15 protein-coding genes and 2 pseudogenes are annotated in these 14,480 nt (G+C 65.7%); 7 read left to right on the top strand and 10 right to left on the bottom strand.

The window, feature by feature from the left end:
- Positions 1-105: 105 nt before the first annotated feature.
- Entirely contained in the window at positions 106-528 is a 423-nt protein-coding gene (locus HMPREF2886_RS04640; protein WP_003100368.1) for a VOC family protein, read from the bottom strand.
- A gap of 144 nt (positions 529-672) precedes the next feature.
- On the opposite strand from HMPREF2886_RS04640, the gene gorA reads away from it, so the two are divergent.
- Positions 673-2,028 carry a glutathione-disulfide reductase gene (gorA, locus tag HMPREF2886_RS04635; protein ID WP_033972455.1) on the top strand — a complete coding sequence of 452 codons (1,356 nt, stop codon included), beginning with the start codon at positions 673-675 and terminating at the stop codon, positions 2,026-2,028.
- Between the two features lie 54 nt (positions 2,029-2,082).
- Here gorA and HMPREF2886_RS04630 read toward each other — a convergent pair whose 3' ends face one another.
- Both HMPREF2886_RS04630 and HMPREF2886_RS04625 read right to left on the bottom strand, forming a co-directional pair.
- Positions 2,083-3,084 carry a bile acid:sodium symporter family protein gene (locus HMPREF2886_RS04630; protein ID WP_039027867.1) on the bottom strand — a complete coding sequence of 334 codons (1,002 nt, stop codon included), beginning with the start codon at positions 3,082-3,084 and terminating at the stop codon, positions 2,083-2,085.
- 151 nt (positions 3,085-3,235) lie between these two features.
- On the bottom strand, positions 3,236-3,628 hold the full coding sequence (locus tag HMPREF2886_RS04625; RefSeq protein WP_033972457.1) for a hypothetical protein: 393 nt from the start codon (positions 3,626-3,628) through the stop codon (positions 3,236-3,238).
- 132 nt (positions 3,629-3,760) lie between these two features.
- Between HMPREF2886_RS04625 and HMPREF2886_RS04620 the strand changes: the two genes are divergently transcribed.
- A complete protein-coding gene (locus HMPREF2886_RS04620) occupies positions 3,761-4,234 on the top strand; it encodes an Lrp/AsnC family transcriptional regulator (protein ID WP_003088649.1) in 474 nt (157 codons plus the stop codon).
- Positions 4,235-4,257: 23 nt separating this feature from the next.
- Complete coding sequence (locus HMPREF2886_RS04615; RefSeq protein ID WP_039027866.1) at positions 4,258-4,563, top strand: winged helix-turn-helix domain-containing protein; 306 nt, start codon at positions 4,258-4,260, stop codon at positions 4,561-4,563.
- A gap of 52 nt (positions 4,564-4,615) precedes the next feature.
- Here HMPREF2886_RS04615 and HMPREF2886_RS04610 read toward each other — a convergent pair whose 3' ends face one another.
- From HMPREF2886_RS04610 to HMPREF2886_RS04595, 4 genes are all read right to left on the bottom strand, one after another.
- Positions 4,616-5,425: a hypothetical protein gene (locus HMPREF2886_RS04610; protein ID WP_033978561.1), complete on the bottom strand. Its 810-nt coding sequence runs from the start codon at positions 5,423-5,425 to the stop codon at positions 4,616-4,618.
- A gap of 8 nt (positions 5,426-5,433) precedes the next feature.
- Positions 5,434-6,546: a hypothetical protein gene (locus tag HMPREF2886_RS04605; RefSeq protein ID WP_039027865.1), complete on the bottom strand. Its 1,113-nt coding sequence runs from the start codon at positions 6,544-6,546 to the stop codon at positions 5,434-5,436.
- Between the two features lie 260 nt (positions 6,547-6,806).
- Positions 6,807-7,049, bottom strand: a complete 243-nt coding sequence (locus HMPREF2886_RS04600; protein ID WP_033972463.1) for a hypothetical protein — start codon at positions 7,047-7,049, stop codon at positions 6,807-6,809.
- A complete protein-coding gene (locus tag HMPREF2886_RS04595) occupies positions 7,046-7,300 on the bottom strand; it encodes a DUF1127 domain-containing protein (protein WP_003100355.1) in 255 nt (84 codons plus the stop codon). The genes HMPREF2886_RS04600 and HMPREF2886_RS04595 overlap by 4 nt, the downstream gene beginning before the upstream one ends.
- Before the next feature lie 179 nt (positions 7,301-7,479).
- On the opposite strand from HMPREF2886_RS04595, the gene HMPREF2886_RS04590 reads away from it, so the two are divergent.
- The 3 genes from HMPREF2886_RS04590 to HMPREF2886_RS04580 all read left to right on the top strand — a co-directional run bounded on the left by HMPREF2886_RS04590 (position 7,480) and on the right by HMPREF2886_RS04580 (position 10,621).
- Entirely contained in the window at positions 7,480-8,904 is a 1,425-nt protein-coding gene (locus HMPREF2886_RS04590; RefSeq protein ID WP_003088661.1) for an aminotransferase-like domain-containing protein, read from the top strand.
- Positions 8,905-9,038: 134 nt separating this feature from the next.
- Positions 9,039-9,947 (top strand): siderophore-interacting protein, encoded by a 909-nt coding sequence (locus tag HMPREF2886_RS04585; protein WP_073649442.1) that lies wholly within the window; start codon positions 9,039-9,041, stop codon positions 9,945-9,947.
- Complete coding sequence (locus HMPREF2886_RS04580; protein WP_039027863.1) at positions 9,947-10,621, top strand: class I SAM-dependent methyltransferase; 675 nt, start codon at positions 9,947-9,949, stop codon at positions 10,619-10,621. The genes HMPREF2886_RS04585 and HMPREF2886_RS04580 overlap by 1 nt, the downstream gene beginning before the upstream one ends.
- Before the next feature lie 7 nt (positions 10,622-10,628).
- On the opposite strand, the gene HMPREF2886_RS04575 is transcribed toward HMPREF2886_RS04580, so the two are convergent.
- The 3 genes and pseudogenes from HMPREF2886_RS04575 to HMPREF2886_RS04565 form a co-directional block, all read right to left on the bottom strand.
- Positions 10,629-12,287: a thiamine pyrophosphate-binding protein gene (locus HMPREF2886_RS04575; RefSeq protein WP_070746877.1), complete on the bottom strand. Its 1,659-nt coding sequence runs from the start codon at positions 12,285-12,287 to the stop codon at positions 10,629-10,631.
- A gap of 245 nt (positions 12,288-12,532) precedes the next feature.
- Positions 12,533-12,844, bottom strand: a complete 312-nt coding sequence (locus tag HMPREF2886_RS04570; protein WP_003121706.1) for an AzlD domain-containing protein — start codon at positions 12,842-12,844, stop codon at positions 12,533-12,535.
- Positions 12,829-13,539, bottom strand: a pseudogene (locus HMPREF2886_RS04565) (AzlC family ABC transporter permease). Before HMPREF2886_RS04565 ends, HMPREF2886_RS04570 begins: the two are co-directional and overlap by 16 nt.
- A gap of 553 nt (positions 13,540-14,092) precedes the next feature.
- Between HMPREF2886_RS04565 and HMPREF2886_RS04560 the strand changes: the two are divergent.
- Positions 14,093-14,480, top strand: a pseudogene (locus tag HMPREF2886_RS04560) (glutamine synthetase); the annotation flags it as partial.

Below are 14,480 nucleotides of genomic sequence, written 5' to 3'. Positions count from 1 at the left end.
AAACGCCGCGTCCCCGATGGGGCGCGGCGTTTTTTCGTATGGGGCGAACGGCCATGGGTGGTTATCCGCCAGCCTGGCCTGGCCACGCGGCGCCTCCGCGCCCGGTCAAGGAATCGGCAGTGCCTCGGAGCCCGGGCCCAGCGGCTGGCCGTAGCTGAACTCCACGTAGTTGCCCGCGGGGTCGCGCAGGCCGCAGTAGTAGCCGACCGGATAGGGCTCGTCGCGCGGCGCCCAGACCAGGCAGCCGGCGGCCTCGGCGCGGCGCGCCAGATCGTCCACCGCTGCGCGGCTGGAGAGGGCGAAGCCGAAATGACTGTAGTCGTCGCTGGCCAGGTTGCGCGGCTGGCCGCCGGGCATGATGACGAAGATGAAGCGCTGTTCCTGGCCGGGTTCGGCCATCCAGACGATCTGCGAGCCTTTGCCGGGGCGCCGGTGGATCACCCGCATGCCGCAGAAGGTTTCGTAGAAGGCGATGCAGGCGTCGAGGTCGGGGACGTGCAGCGCCAGGTGAGTGAGGGTGGGGGACATCGCGCTTACCTCCACGGACAAGCATAGCCCATCGCCTGCCGGGCCCTGCGCTGAGCCGTTGCGACAGGTTTTTGCGTCGATCCGGCGGGAGCCGTCGCTGGCGAATGGGTTATGCTGGAACGCATCTGATCCAGGAGTAGGAACATGTCTTTCGATTTCGATCTGTTCGTCATCGGCGCCGGCTCCGGGGGCGTTCGCGCCGCCCGCTTCGCCGCCGGCTTCGGTGCCCGTGTCGCGGTGGCGGAGAGCCGCTACCTGGGTGGCACCTGCGTCAACGTCGGCTGCGTGCCGAAGAAGCTGCTGGTCTATGGCGCGCATTTCAGCGAGGACTTCGAGCAGGCCCGGGCCTATGGCTGGAGCGCCGGCGAGGCGCAGTTCGACTGGGCGACCCTGATCGGCAACAAGAACCGCGAGATCCAGCGGCTCAACGGGATCTACCGCAACCTGCTGGTGAACAGCGGGGTGACCTTGCTCGAAGGTCACGCCCGTCTGCTCGATGCGCACAGCGTCGAGGTGGACGGCCAGCGCTTCAGCGCCAAGCACATACTCGTCGCCACCGGCGGCTGGCCGCAGGTGCCGGACATTCCCGGCAAGGAACACGCGATCACCTCCAACGAAGCGTTCTTCCTCGAGCGCCTGCCGCGCCGCGTGCTGGTGGTCGGCGGCGGCTACATCGCCGTCGAGTTCGCCTCGATCTTCAACGGGCTCGGCGCCGAGACCACCTTGCTCTACCGTCGCGACCTGTTCCTGCGCGGCTTCGACCGCAGCGTCCGCGAGCACCTGCGCGACGAATTGGGCAAGAAGGGCCTGGACCTGCAGTTCAACAGCGACATCGCCCGTATCGACAAACAGGCCGATGGCAGCCTGGCCGCGACCCTCAAGGACGGCCGGGTGCTGGAGGCGGACTGCGTGTTCTACGCCACCGGGCGGCGGCCGATGCTGGACGACCTGGGCCTGGAAAACACAGCTGTGAAGCTGACCGACAAGGGCTTCATCGCGGTCGACGAGCACTACCAGACCAGCGAGCCGTCGATCTTCGCCCTCGGCGACGTGATCGGTCGCGTCCAGTTGACCCCCGTGGCGCTGGCCGAGGGCATGGCGGTGGCGCGGCGGCTGTTCAAGCCGGAGGAGTACCGTCCGGTGGACTACAAGTTGATTCCCACCGCGGTGTTCAGCCTGCCCAACATCGGCACCGTCGGCCTGACCGAGGAGGAGGCGCTGAGCGCCGGGCACAAGGTGAAGATCTTCGAGAGCCGCTTCCGGCCGATGAAGCTGACCCTTACCGACGACCAGGAAAGGACCCTGATGAAGCTGGTCGTGGATGCCCACGACGACAGGGTACTGGGCTGCCACATGGTCGGCGCCGAGGCCGGCGAGATCCTCCAGGGCATCGCGGTGGCGATGAAGGCCGGGGCGACCAAGCAGGTGTTCGACGAGACCATCGGCATCCACCCGACCGCGGCGGAAGAGTTCGTCACCCTGCGCACGCCGACGCGCTGAGCCGCGTCTGAACGAAGAAGCCGGCCCCTGGGCCGGCTTCTTTCATTTTCGCGCTCAGCGCGAGGATGCCTCCGCCAGCGCCGCCGCTGCGTCATCGCGGCGCCTGGCATAGCGCTGCGCGAGCACCGCGCAGACCATCAGCTGGATCTGGTGGAACAGCATCAGCGGCAACACCATCGGTCCCACCGCACTGGTGGCGAACAGCACCTTGGCCATGGGTACACCGGTGGCCAGGCTCTTCTTCGAACCGCAGAAGACGATGGTGATCTCGTCTTCCTTGCTGAAGCCCAGGCGCCGCGCCAGCACCGTGGTCAGCACCAGGGCCAGGGCGAGGATCACGCAGCAGGCGACGGTCAGGCCGAGCAGCGCCAGCCAGGGTACTTCGTGCCACAGGCCCTGGATCACCGCGGCGCTGAAGGCGGTGTAGACCACCAGCAGGATCGAGCCCTGGTCGACATAGCGCAGCACCGGCTTGTTGCGCTCCACCCAGGCGCCGATCCAGCGCCGCAGGACCTGGCCGGCGATGAACGGTACCAGCAGTTGCAGGGTGATCTTGCCGATGGCGTCCAGCGCGTTGCCGGTCTCGCCTTCGGCGCCGAGCAGCAGCTTGCCCAGCAGCGGGGTAAGGAACACGCCGAGCAGGCTCGACACGGAAGCGCTGCATACCGCGGCCGGCACGTTGCCGCGCGCCAGCGAGGTGAAGGCGATGGAGGATTGCACCGTGGCCGGCAGGGCGCAGAGGAACAGGATGCCGAGGTACAGCTCCGGGGTGACCATCGGCGACAGCGCCGGTTTCAGCGCCAGGCCGAGCAGCGGGAACATCACGAAGGTGCAGGCGAACACCAGCAGGTGCAGGCGCCAGTGGGTCATGCCGGCGATGATCGCCTGGCGCGACAGCTTGGCGCCGTGGAGGAAGAACAGCAGGCCGATGCCGACGTTGGTCACCCATTCGAAGACCACGGCGGTCTGGCCGCTGCAGGGCAGGAAAGTGGCGAGAAGGACGGTGGCGATCAGCGCCAGGGTGAAGTTATCCGGAAGGAAACGCGGTCGGGTCATGGGCACGCTCTGCAGGATCGGGGGAACACACGGCAGTCTTCTGGCTGCCTGGCGAACCTGCACTGTAGCCATGGGCTGGGCGACCGGCTAACGCCAGAAGGCCAGCCGATGACGCCGAATGGACAGGGCGGCCTCCGCGCCGCCCCGGGGCTCAGACGACGCTGGCCAGCAGCGGCTCGCTGAGGCTGGGACGGACCTTGCCGGCATGGGGAGAGAACTCCAGGCGGACGGCGAGCACGGTGACCAGCGAGCGCAGCTTCTCCGCGATCACGCTGGCGCGGTGCTGGCTGAGGCCGGGGAAGGTCAGCAGCAGGCGGATCTTGTGGTCCTCGCGGTCGGCGCGAACCCGCTCCGGGGTGAAGGATTGCACGGCGAACAGGTTCAGCACCCGGCACAGCAGGTCCGGATCGGCCATGCCCTCGATATGGAAGATCGACAGGGTCTCGGCATCTGCACAGGAGGTTTCCCAGACGTTCGGGCGGATCACCTGGCGTTCTTCGCCGTCAGGGTGTTTGGCCAGGAAAAGGGGGGCGAGGGTTGACATGTGACGCTCCAGGCAGTGTTTCGACGAGAGAAATTCTCCCAGAGGCGTGCCGGATTTTTTCTCCTGTTTTTGCGTGATTTTGCGCTATATGTGCATACTTGATTCCTGTATTTTTCTTTGTAGGGAATATTTATGTCCATTCCATTGGATATGTACGATCAGCGTATTCTTGCGTTGCTGCAGGAGGAATCCTCGCTGTCCACCGCCGAGATCGCCGAGCGCATCGGACTTTCCCAGTCGCCCTGCTGGCGGCGCATCCAGCGCCTGAAGGAGGAGGGGGTGATCCGCAAACAGGTGACCCTGCTCGACCGCAAGAAGATCGGCCTGAATACCCAGGTATTCGCCCAGATCAAGCTCAACGCCCATGGGCGCAAGAACCTCACCGATTTCGCCGAGGCGATGCACCAGTTTCCCGAGGTGCTGGAGTGCCACGTACTGATGGGCGCGGTGGACTTCATGCTGCGTATCGTCACCCGCGATATCGAATCCTACGAACGCTTTTTCTTCGAGAAGCTGTCGGCGGTGCCGGGCATCCAGGAAGTGAACTCCATCGTCGCCTTGTCGGAAATCAAATCCACCACTACCTTGCCCCTGCTCGCCCCCTGAGCCTTCCCGGAGAACGCCTGCCCATGACCATCAGCAAGACCAAGTCCAGCTTCTATCGCCGCCTCTATGTCGCCCACCTGATCGACAGCGGCGTTGCCAGCGTGCCGGAGATCATGGCCGCCACCGGCATGCCCCGGCGCACCGCCCAGGACACCATCGCCGCGCTGGAGGAACTGGATATCGTCTGCGAGTTCGAGCAGCAGGAAGGCGCGCGTAACCACCAGGGTAGCTATGTGATCCGCGACTGGGGCGCGGTTCGGCGGGAATGGGTGACGCGACATCACGCGAAGCTCGCCGAGGCGTTGGAATATCCGGCGTTACCCGCCTGAGCCGAGCCCGCGCGAACAAGGAAGGCCGTCTCGCTGGAGACGGCCAGGATCGTCATAGACAGGCTTCCAGCGCACCACCTTCCGCCGAGGCGTTGGCCGCCGCGGCTTTTTCCAGAACATCCTTGCTCACCAGGTTCTTCTTGACTCCATAGAACTTGTTGGCGATCTGCCGCTCCAGGTCCGAGGCCGCTTCCCTGGCGTTCGGCAGGTAGGAAATGTGGGCCTCGCTGACGTAGCCGGTTTCCGGCAGTACGTTTTCCAGCATGGGCTTGCACGATTCGCAAGGAGCCTGGGAAATGAAACCGGTCAGGCGCCCACCGCTGGGGACGAGACCACTGCGGATATCGCTCTCCAGGTTGCGCAGCGCTTTCAGCTCGGCGTCGGCCTGGCGAATGTCCAGCGATGCGCTGAAGCGTGAATCGGGAACCTCGATGTTCTTCACGTAGCGCTCGGCATTGGCGCCTCTTGCGGCGAAGCGTTCGTCGAACCCCGAATAGAGCGGATGGTCCTGCGGCACCTTGAGCAGGTCGCGCAGGTCTTGCCCGGACATCGCGTTATAGACGCGCAGATGTTCGACGCCTTCCTGGACGTAGCTGTATTCGAAGCGCGCGGTGGTACTGGAGCGCCATTTCGAGACCAGTTCCTTTTTCGCCGCGTTGGACGGGTTCAATTGCTCTTCGGCGACAGCGCGTCCCGCCATGTCGACGTGGTAGCGCACGGATTTGAGTAGCCGCGAGGAGACCTGTTCGTTCACGGAGCTGACCGCTTCCACCGTGACCACCGGGCCGGCCTGGGAGAATCCACTGGCAAGGCTGAGGCCGAAAGCGAGGAAAAACCGGGAAATACCTTTGACGATAGTCATGACGAGCCTCAGATACGACAGATCTTGCCTAGGGATGCAGCGGAAATGCCTTCCGCCTCTTCTTCGCTGAACGCGCCTTCGGCACCCAGCTCGCTAGCCTCGGCGGCTTCGAAGGATTCGAACAATGCCAGGCCATCGAACAGCGTGGCGATCGGTACGATCACCTCCAGCAGCTTGGCGAGGAAACTGCTCTGGGGCTCCTCGGGGGAGCGAGGCTTCATCTGGTCGCGGTACTTTTCCTTGTACCAGTCGAACAGCGCCTTGTCGGTCATGTCGTTGAGGCATGGCTCGGCGCCGTCGGTGCCGCTGTAGCGGCCGTCCGCGGTACAGATCGGGGTGCTGGAAATGAAACCGTTGCGATAGCGGTAGGCTGCGGCCAGGCGAGCCAGTCGGTACTGTGGAGGCAAATGGAAGCCGCCCTGGCCGTCGCGATAGTCCGGGCTCCTCAACTGGTAGTCGAGGATGCCCATCAGATAGTTCTGGTCGCCGTGACTGAGCTGCGTATAGCTCTGGGCCGCCTTGAAGCGGGTCAGGACCCCGGTGTCTATGCCGTTGGCCCGGTGCTGCGCTAGCGGAATGGCGCTCATCGAGTCACGCAGGTATTGCGCGGCAAGAGCGAACTTGGCGGCAATGGTGCCGTAGCGCCAGCCGAAGAGTTCGTAGGCATGATAGTAGAGGTCGGCATCCACCCCGGCCTTGAGCACATTGGCGAGGATCAACGGGTCGTCGCGTTCGAAGCTGACATAGCCCTCCGGCACCCGGTCGACGGCGATGTCGCTATGCGGGCGCGCCTTGGTCAGTCCGGTCTCGCGAAGGAAGATGCCGAGCGTCTCCTCGGGATCGAATGCCGTGCCCTGGTCGCGATTGAAATCGCCGACAGCGCTCGCCCAGCCGATGCTGTTGAGAATGGGCGGGTTGGATACGGTGTCGGAGTAGATCGATTCAGGCTCGACCAGGAAGGTGTTCTTCAACGTTTGTTCGTCGAAGTCGATCGAGTTGTCGGTCTTGACTGCGTGGTAGTGGAGTGCCTTGGTCAGCGTATCGGAAAAGTAATCTGCCTGGGCGTAGCCTGAGATGGCCGCCAGGGTTGTTGCCAGCCACAGCGAACTGAAGTGCCTCATGTTCCATCCTCGTATGCGAGGCGCCGCCCGATGCGGCGCCTTCGGCCTGTCGCCGGTTGCGAACAGCCGGTGGGCGGGATACTAGGCAGCGGGGCGGCCGTGGAAGCGGGTGGCGAAGGGAAAATCGGCAAAGGTCGCGGTGGTTCGCAAAAACGCGACAAAGGCATGGGCAGGGCTGTGGCAGACGAATCCAGGTTGGCAGGGAGACAAAAACGGGAGGGGCTCAGCTTGCCTCCCCTCCCTAACATGCGTTCCGTGCTTCAGCCGCCCCCCTGACCGATGGCCGTCCGCCCTGCGCTGCTCTCCTGGTAGCGTTCGATCTGGGCGGCGGGAGCGGGCGGCAGTCGGGGTTTCAGATAGGCCGCCAGGCTGACGCCGCAATACACCAGCAGGGCCATGGCGATCAGTGCCTTGTATGGATCGATGTCGGATCGACGCTTGCAGACCATACAGATCTGCTCTTCGGTGGCCGGGTATTCAGCGCAGTTGCGACAGCGGATCATGCCTTCCTCCCGCCGGATTTTCCCGCCTGCCAGAACGCCAGCGAGGCTTCCTCGCGGGCCTGCTCGGCGCTCAGGCCGATATCCTTCAGTTCCGCCGCTTCCAGGTCCAGCAGCGCGCGCCGGGTCAGCTGGCGTTGCCGGGCCAGGCGATAGCCACGACGCAGGGCCTGCGCCAGGTTGTCCATTGCGGCGAGTGGGAAGGGGCCATCGAGGCGTTGGCGGCGCTCGGATTTCGCACTGAGTCGCGTCATGCTGCGTACTCCATATTGATCGGCTGGACGACGGAGATAGAATGGCCATCGCGCGCTGTTCCGTACAGGTCCAGAAAAGGTGGGTTGACTGCATACAGATCAAGCGCTCCCCGGCCTGAATGGTGGATTTCGCCACCATCTGTACCGGTCCCGCTTTCGCTCACCCTGGAGTCCCGCTCATGACCCTTTATCTGCAACTCGCCGAGACCCTCGGTTCGCGCATCGAACAGGGCCTCTACCGTCCGGGCGACCGGCTGCCCTCGGTGCGGGCCATGAGCATCGAGCACGGCGTCAGCCTGAGCACCGTGCAACAGGCATACAGGCTGCTGGAAGATCGCGGGCTGGCCGAACCGCGGCCGAAGTCCGGCTATTTCGTACCGGCCGCGCGACAGATGCCGCCGCTGCCGGCGATCGCCCGCCTGGCCCAGCGGCCGGTGGAAATCTCGCAATGGGAGCAGGTGCTGGCCCTGGTCAGCACGGTGCCGCGGCCGGACGTGGTCCAGCTCGGCCGCGGCATGCCGGACATCTCCAGCCCTTCGCTGAAACCGCTGACCCGCAGCCTGGCCCGGCTCAACCGTCACGCCGACGCCCGTGCGCTGGCCTACGACGGGATCCACGGCTCGCCGTTGCTGCGCGAGGAAGTCGCCCGCCTGTTGGTGGACTCCGGCTGTCGGGCCACCGCCAGCGACGTGGTGATCACCACCGGCTGCCACGAGGCCCTGTCGGTGAGCATCCGCGCGGTGTGCGAGCCGGGCGATATCGTCGCGGTGGAGTCGCCGAGCTTCCATGGCGCCATGCAATCGCTGAAAGGCCTCGGCATGAAGGCCCTGGAGATCCCCACCGATCCGGTCAACGGCATCAGCCTGGAAGCCCTGGAACTGGCGCTGGAACAGTGGCCGATCAAGGCCATCCAGGTGACCCCGAACTGCAACAACCCGCTCGGCTACATCATGCCCGAGTCGCGCAAGCGGGCGTTGCTGGCCCTGGCCCAGCGCTACGACGTGGCGATCATCGAGGACGATGTCTACGGCGACCTGGCCTACACCTATCCGCGCCCGCGCACCATCAAGTCGTACGACGACGATGGCCGGGTGCTGCTCTGCGGGTCGTTCTCCAAGGTCCTGGCGCCGGGCCTGCGGATCGGCTGGATGGTACCCGGGCGCTACGCCGACCGCGTGCTGCACATGAAGTACATCAGTACCGGCGCCAGCGCCCTGCAACCGCAACTGGCGATCGCCGAATTCATCGGCAACGGCCACTACGAGCCGCATTTGCGGCGCATGCGCGCCCAGTACCAGCGCGGACGCGACCTGATGATCGACTGGGTGGCGCGCTACTTCCCGGAAGGCACCCGCGCCAGCCGGCCCCAGGGCGGTTTCCTGCTCTGGGTCGAGCTGGACGAGGCGTTCGACACCCTGCGCCTGGACAAGGCCTTGCGCAACCGCGGCGTACAAGTCGCGGTGGGCTGTATCTTCTCCGCTTCCGGCAAGTACCGGAACTGCCTGCGGATGAACTACGCGGCATTGCCGACCCCGGCCATCGAGCAGGCGGTCAGGCGGGTAGGGGAGAGCGCTTGCGAGCTGCTGGAGCCTTGCGAGGCCTGAGCGACAGTCGTGCTTTCGACGCAGTCGACGATTGCGCAAATGGCAAATGCTAATCATTCGCATTTTTTGCTAGAGTTGCCTGACGCATGCATCCGCCGGCGCCACTGGACGCCGGTCACCAGGAGACCATCGTCATGTCGCAACCCGCCTATCGTCTGTTCAATGTCGAACTCAAGCGTCGCGAGCAGCTCAGCCCGGCGCTGACCCGCTTCGTCTTCGGCGGCCCGGAGGTCGCCGAGATGAAGACCCTGGCCGCCGACCAGCGGATCAAGATCTTTTTCCCCGATGCCAGTGGCCAGCCGCCCAGCCTGCCCGGCGGCAGCGAGTGGTACCAGGCCTATCGCAGCGTCGAGCCGGCCCGCCGGCCGCCGATGCGTACCTACACCATCCGTGCGCTGCGCGCCGAGCAGGAAGAGGTCGACGTGGAGTTCGTCCTCCACGGCGAGAACGGCCCGGCCTCGGCCTGGGCGACCCACGCGCGGATCGGCGACCGCCTGCAACTGGCCGCGCCCAATCGGCAATACGGCGATGACCCGGGCGGCTACGAATGGAAGCCGCCGGCTGGCGTCCGCCATATCCTGCTGATCGCCGACGAAACCGCCTTGCCCGCGGTGGCGGGAATTCTCGAGGCGCTGGCCGGCGAAGCCGAGCCGCCGGTGGTCGAGGCCTTTCTCGAAGTGCCGGGAGAAGCCGACATCCTCGACCTGCCGGCGATTCCCGGTGCACGCCTGCACTGGTTGCCGCGCCACCAGGCCGGCATCCATTCGCGCAACGGCGAGCGGATGATCGAGGCGGCGCGCCAGGCGCGGCTGCCGGAGCGCGAGGTGGCGGGTGGTGCGGCCCAGGAACTGGAGGACATCGATATCGACGAGGAGATCCTCTGGGAACTGGCGAGCCCCGAGAGCGGCAGTTTCTACGCCTGGGTCGCCGGTGAGTCGGCGGCGGTGATGGCGATCCGGCGCTACCTGGTGCAGGAGCGCGGTATCGACAAGCGTCATCTGACCCTGATGGGCTATTGGCGCCTGGGCAAGGTGTTCGACTGATGGGCCGCTTCGTCGGGAAACAGGCGGACGGCTACGAGACGCGGATCGGCCGCCTGTTGCCGGGCTACGAGTTGCTGCACCTGCTCAGTCGCGCGCAGTTGCTGGCCCGTCTGCCGGAACGGGCGCGCCTGCTCAGCGTCGGCTGCGGCGCCGGCGGCGAGCTGGCGGAGCTGGCCGGGTTGCGTCCGGGCTGGCGTTTCGTCGCGGCGGACCTGTCGGCCGATATGCTCGCCCTGGCCCGCCAGCGCTGCGCCAGGCTCGGCCTGCTGGAGCGGATCGAGCTGCACTGCGGCGATGTCGCCGGGCTACCGCCTGCGCCGCCTTGCGATGCGGCGCTGGTCCTGCTGGTGCTGCATTTCCTGCGCGGCGACCAGGCCAAGCGGTGCTTCCTCGAGGCGGTCGCCGAGCGTCTGGCGCCAGCGGCACCGTTGCTGCTGGCTAGCCTGATGGAAGCCCGGGACGCCTTCGAACGCCCGGTGCAGGCCGAGGCCTGCCGCTTGGCCGGGCTTTCCCCGGAGGACAGCGACGGCATGCTGCAACGCTTGCGCGAGGATTTCGATCCGTTGTCCGAGCAGCGCCTCGGCGAACTGCTGGAAGACACCGGCTTCGTCCTGCCCAGCCGCTATTTCCAGGCCGTGGGCTACCAGGCCTGGATCGCCTTCCGCGCCGGCTGAGGATGCCTCAGGCGAGGCGCGCCTGCGGCGTGACCTGGCGCGGGTCGGTCAGCAGCTCCAGCAGCGCCGGGCGTCCGCTTTCGCGGGCACGCCGGAACGCGGCGGGGAAGTCGGCGCTGCATTCCACTCGTTCGGCGTGGGCGCCGAAGGCCCGCGCCAGGGCGACGAAGTCGGGGTTGTCCAGGCGGGTGGCGGATACCCGCCCGGGATATTCGCGCTCCTGATGCATGCGGATGGTGCCGAGCATGCCGTTGTTGACCACGATCACCACCGGCGTCGCGCCGAACTGCGCGGCGGTCGCCAGCTCCTGCGGATACATCATGAAACAGCCGTCGCCGGCGAAGCACACCACGCTGCGCTGCGGATCGCGCAGGCTGGCGGCGATCGCGGCGGGCAGGCCGTAGCCCATGGCGCCGTTGGTCGGCGCCAACTGCGTGCGGGCCTGGCGATAGCGGTAGAAGCGATGCACCCAGACGGCATAGTTGCCGGCACCGTTGGCGATCACCGCGTCGTCCGGCAGGTTTTCGCTGAGGTACGCGACCACGGACGCCAGGTCGACGCCCTGGATGGCGGGGTCGCTCGCGGCCGGGGTCGAGTAGGCCAGGTAATCGGCATGGGCGGCTTCGCGCCAGTCCTGCCAGGTGCTCGAGGGCAACGGCGCGAGGTCGGCCAGGGCCTCGGCGAAGGCACACGGGGTGGCCTGGATCGGCAGTTGCGCCAGGTACACGCGGTTCAGTTCCGCGCTGTCCGGATGCACGTGGACCAGCGTCTGAGCGGGGGCCGGACTACGCACCAGGCTGTAGCCGGCGCTCGGCGTTTCGCCCAGGCGCGCCCCGACCACCAGCAGCAGGTCGGCCTGGCGCAGCCGCTCCAATAACGCCGGCGCCGCGCCGAAGCCCAGTTGCCCGGCGTAGTGCGGGTCGCGGTTGTCGAACAGGTCCTGGCGACGGAACGAGGTGGCCACCGGCAAGCCATTGGCCTCGACGAAGGCGCCCAGCCGTTTCCTGGCGGCGCCATCCCAGCCGCTGCCGCCAAGTACCAGCAGGGGGCGCCTGGCGTTCGCCAGCAGCTCGCGCAGTTCCGCCATCGCCGAGGCGCCCGGCCGCCCCGGAAGCACCCTTGGTACCGGCGCATCGGCGACCTGCGCGGAACCGAAGAGGATTTCCTCGGGCAGGGCGACCACGACCGGTCCCGGCCGGCCCGAGGTGGCGACGCTGAAGGCACGGCCGACGATCTCCGGGATGCGTTCGATACGGTCGATTTCCACGGCCCACTTGGCCAGTCCCGAGAACATCTGCACGTAGTCGACTTCCTGGAACGCCTCGCGGCCCTTGAAGGCACTTTCCACCTGGCCAACGAACAGGATCATCGGCGTCGAGTCCTGCTGCGCCGTGTGCACGCCATTCGCCGCATGGGTGGCACCGGGGCCGCGGGTGACGAAGCAGATGCCTGGTCGGCCGGTCAGCTTGCCGTAGGCATCGGCCATGTTCGAGGCGGCACCTTCGTGGCGGGTGACGATGGTGCGGATGCCATCGGCGTCGTGCAGTGCGTCGAGCACCGGCAGGTAGCTTTCCCCGGGGATGCAGTAGACGGTATCGACGGCATTGCGCCGCAGCGCCTCCACCAGGATCTGCCCGCCGTTGCGCTGGGGAAGGGAGTCGGTCATGAGGGCCTCGCTGCGCACGTTGTGATTGCCCCGATCTTCGGCCCAAAGCGCGCCAGCGCCAAGCGACCTTTCTTCGCGAGTTCATTCCCGTGGCGCATGAACCTGGCGTTCCCCGGTTGCGAAAGCATGCAGGAAGTTCGGCAGCCAGGCGAGGCTGTGGGAGCTTTCGCCTGCCGCACTCGTCGCTGCGAGCTTTTTTTTCTATATGGATTCCTGCCGACTGTCGTGGCTGCTATGGACTTCACTCAGACCAACCACTTGAACAGGAAGAAGAACGCCATGCCCAGCAACATGCTCGCCAGGGTATTGCGGGTATAGAGCACCAGCGCCACGGTAACTGCGCCGCTGACCAGGTAGGGATTGTCGTAGCCGAGGTCGATGCGCCCCTCGGGCATGAACACGATAGGGCCGCAGATAGCGGTGAGCATGCCGGGCACGGCGAAACCGAGGAACTGCCGCAGGTTACTGCCGAGGCGGATCGGCAGGCGCGGTTCGAGGAACAGGTAGCGGTTGAGGAAGACGATCGCGCCCATCCCGAAGATCACTGCCCAGACCATGGCGCCTCCCGATACAGCTTGTTGCAGACGAAGCCGGCGGCCATCCCGGCGAGACCGGCGAGGACCAGCGCCGAACTCCATTGCCAATGGCTGAACAGCACCGAGCAGAACAGCGAGGTGGCCACGCAGACCAGCGTCGGTACGTTGCGCACCAGCGGCGCGACCAGCGCGATGAAGGTGGCGGCGATGGAGAAATCCAGGCCCAGGTGTTCGAGACCGGGAATGCTGCGGCCAAGCAGGATGCCGGCGAGGGTGAACAGGTTCCAGGCGATATAGAAGGTCAGGCCGACGCCGAGGGCGTACCAGCGGTTGAAGTTGCGCCGGTCGTGCTGGCTGGCGAGGGCGAAGAACTCGTCGGTGAGCAGGAAGCCCAGGCCGATCCGCCAGCGCCCCGGCAGAGGCGACAGGACCGGCCGCAAGCTCATGCCGTAGAGCAGGTGCTGCGAGGTCAGGAGGAGGGTGGTGAAGATGATCGAAAAGAACCCGGCACCGCCCTTGAGCATGCCGATCGCCACCAGTTGCGCGGCGCCGGCGAAGACGATGGCGGACAGGCCCTGGCCCTCGGCCGGGGTGAGGTTGGCTTCGATGGCCATCGATCCTGCCAGCAGCCCCTAGGGCGCGACGGCCAGGGACAACGGGAGGATGGCGACGGCGCCGCGGAGAAAGGCTTGGCGGGGCAGGTCGTTGGCAGTCATGGGGGCATGGCGGTGGTGAACGTCGGTCCAGCATGCCAGCAGGCGCATCGGGCTGGCTTGAACGATCTTGCTCTTCGTGTCCGTTATCTACGCAGGCGAAAGCGGCCGGTGTCCTTCCTTATATAAGGATGACGGGCAGGGCAGGCGGCGGACGAGCGAGGGCTACTCGAGGGCGCCGTGAAGAATCGAGGGAGAGAAGAACCGGAGCGGAGCTAACGCGGATGCTGACCGATCTTGTGGCCGCGGAACCTGGCGCCGAGAGACGGCTGATAGGACATGGAACACCCGGTTTATTGCTGTTGTAGGGTTGGCACAGCTTAGCCTTGTTCAATTTTTCGTACAACGGAGCCTGTAAAATATCCGCTGCACCAGGTTGAACACCTTGCCCGGCCTGGCTTTGGCCGATTTCGCGATGCGCTGGAAGGCCCTGTCTACGGCCATTCCGCCGTCCGCGAGGGCGACGAGAGGGCTATTGACAACAAATTGGCTTTCCGATTGACTCTGGCTCCAGCCCCCGCATGATTGAAATTTTTAACAAAAAAGGTGTTGCATCATGTCGGTACCCCTGCGTGCCGTTCAGCTCACTGAGCCGAGCCTGTTCCTTCAGGAACATCCCGAGGTCCAGTTCGTCGACCTTCTGATTTCAGACATGAATGGCGTGGTTCGCGGCAAGCGAATCGAACGCAACAGTCTGCCCAAAGTCTTCGAAAAAGGTATCAACCTTCCCGCTTCCCTGTTCGCCCTCGATATCACCGGCTCCACCGTAGAGAGTACCGGCCTGGGTCTCGACATCGGCGACGCCGACCGGATCTGCTACCCGATCCCCGGCACCCTCTCCATGGAACCCTGGCAGAAGCGCCCGACCGCGCAGCTGCTGATGACCATGCATGAGCTGGAAGGTGATCCCTTCTTCGCCGACCCCCGCGAAGTCCTGCGCCAGG

It is taken from the genome of Pseudomonas sp. HMSC066A08 (assembly GCF_001813025.1).
Taxonomy (GTDB): Bacteria; Pseudomonadota; Gammaproteobacteria; order Pseudomonadales; family Pseudomonadaceae; genus Pseudomonas; species Pseudomonas aeruginosa.
The sequence above is the reverse complement of the archived record's forward strand: the minus strand, read 5'-3'. Positions and strand labels throughout refer to the sequence as shown.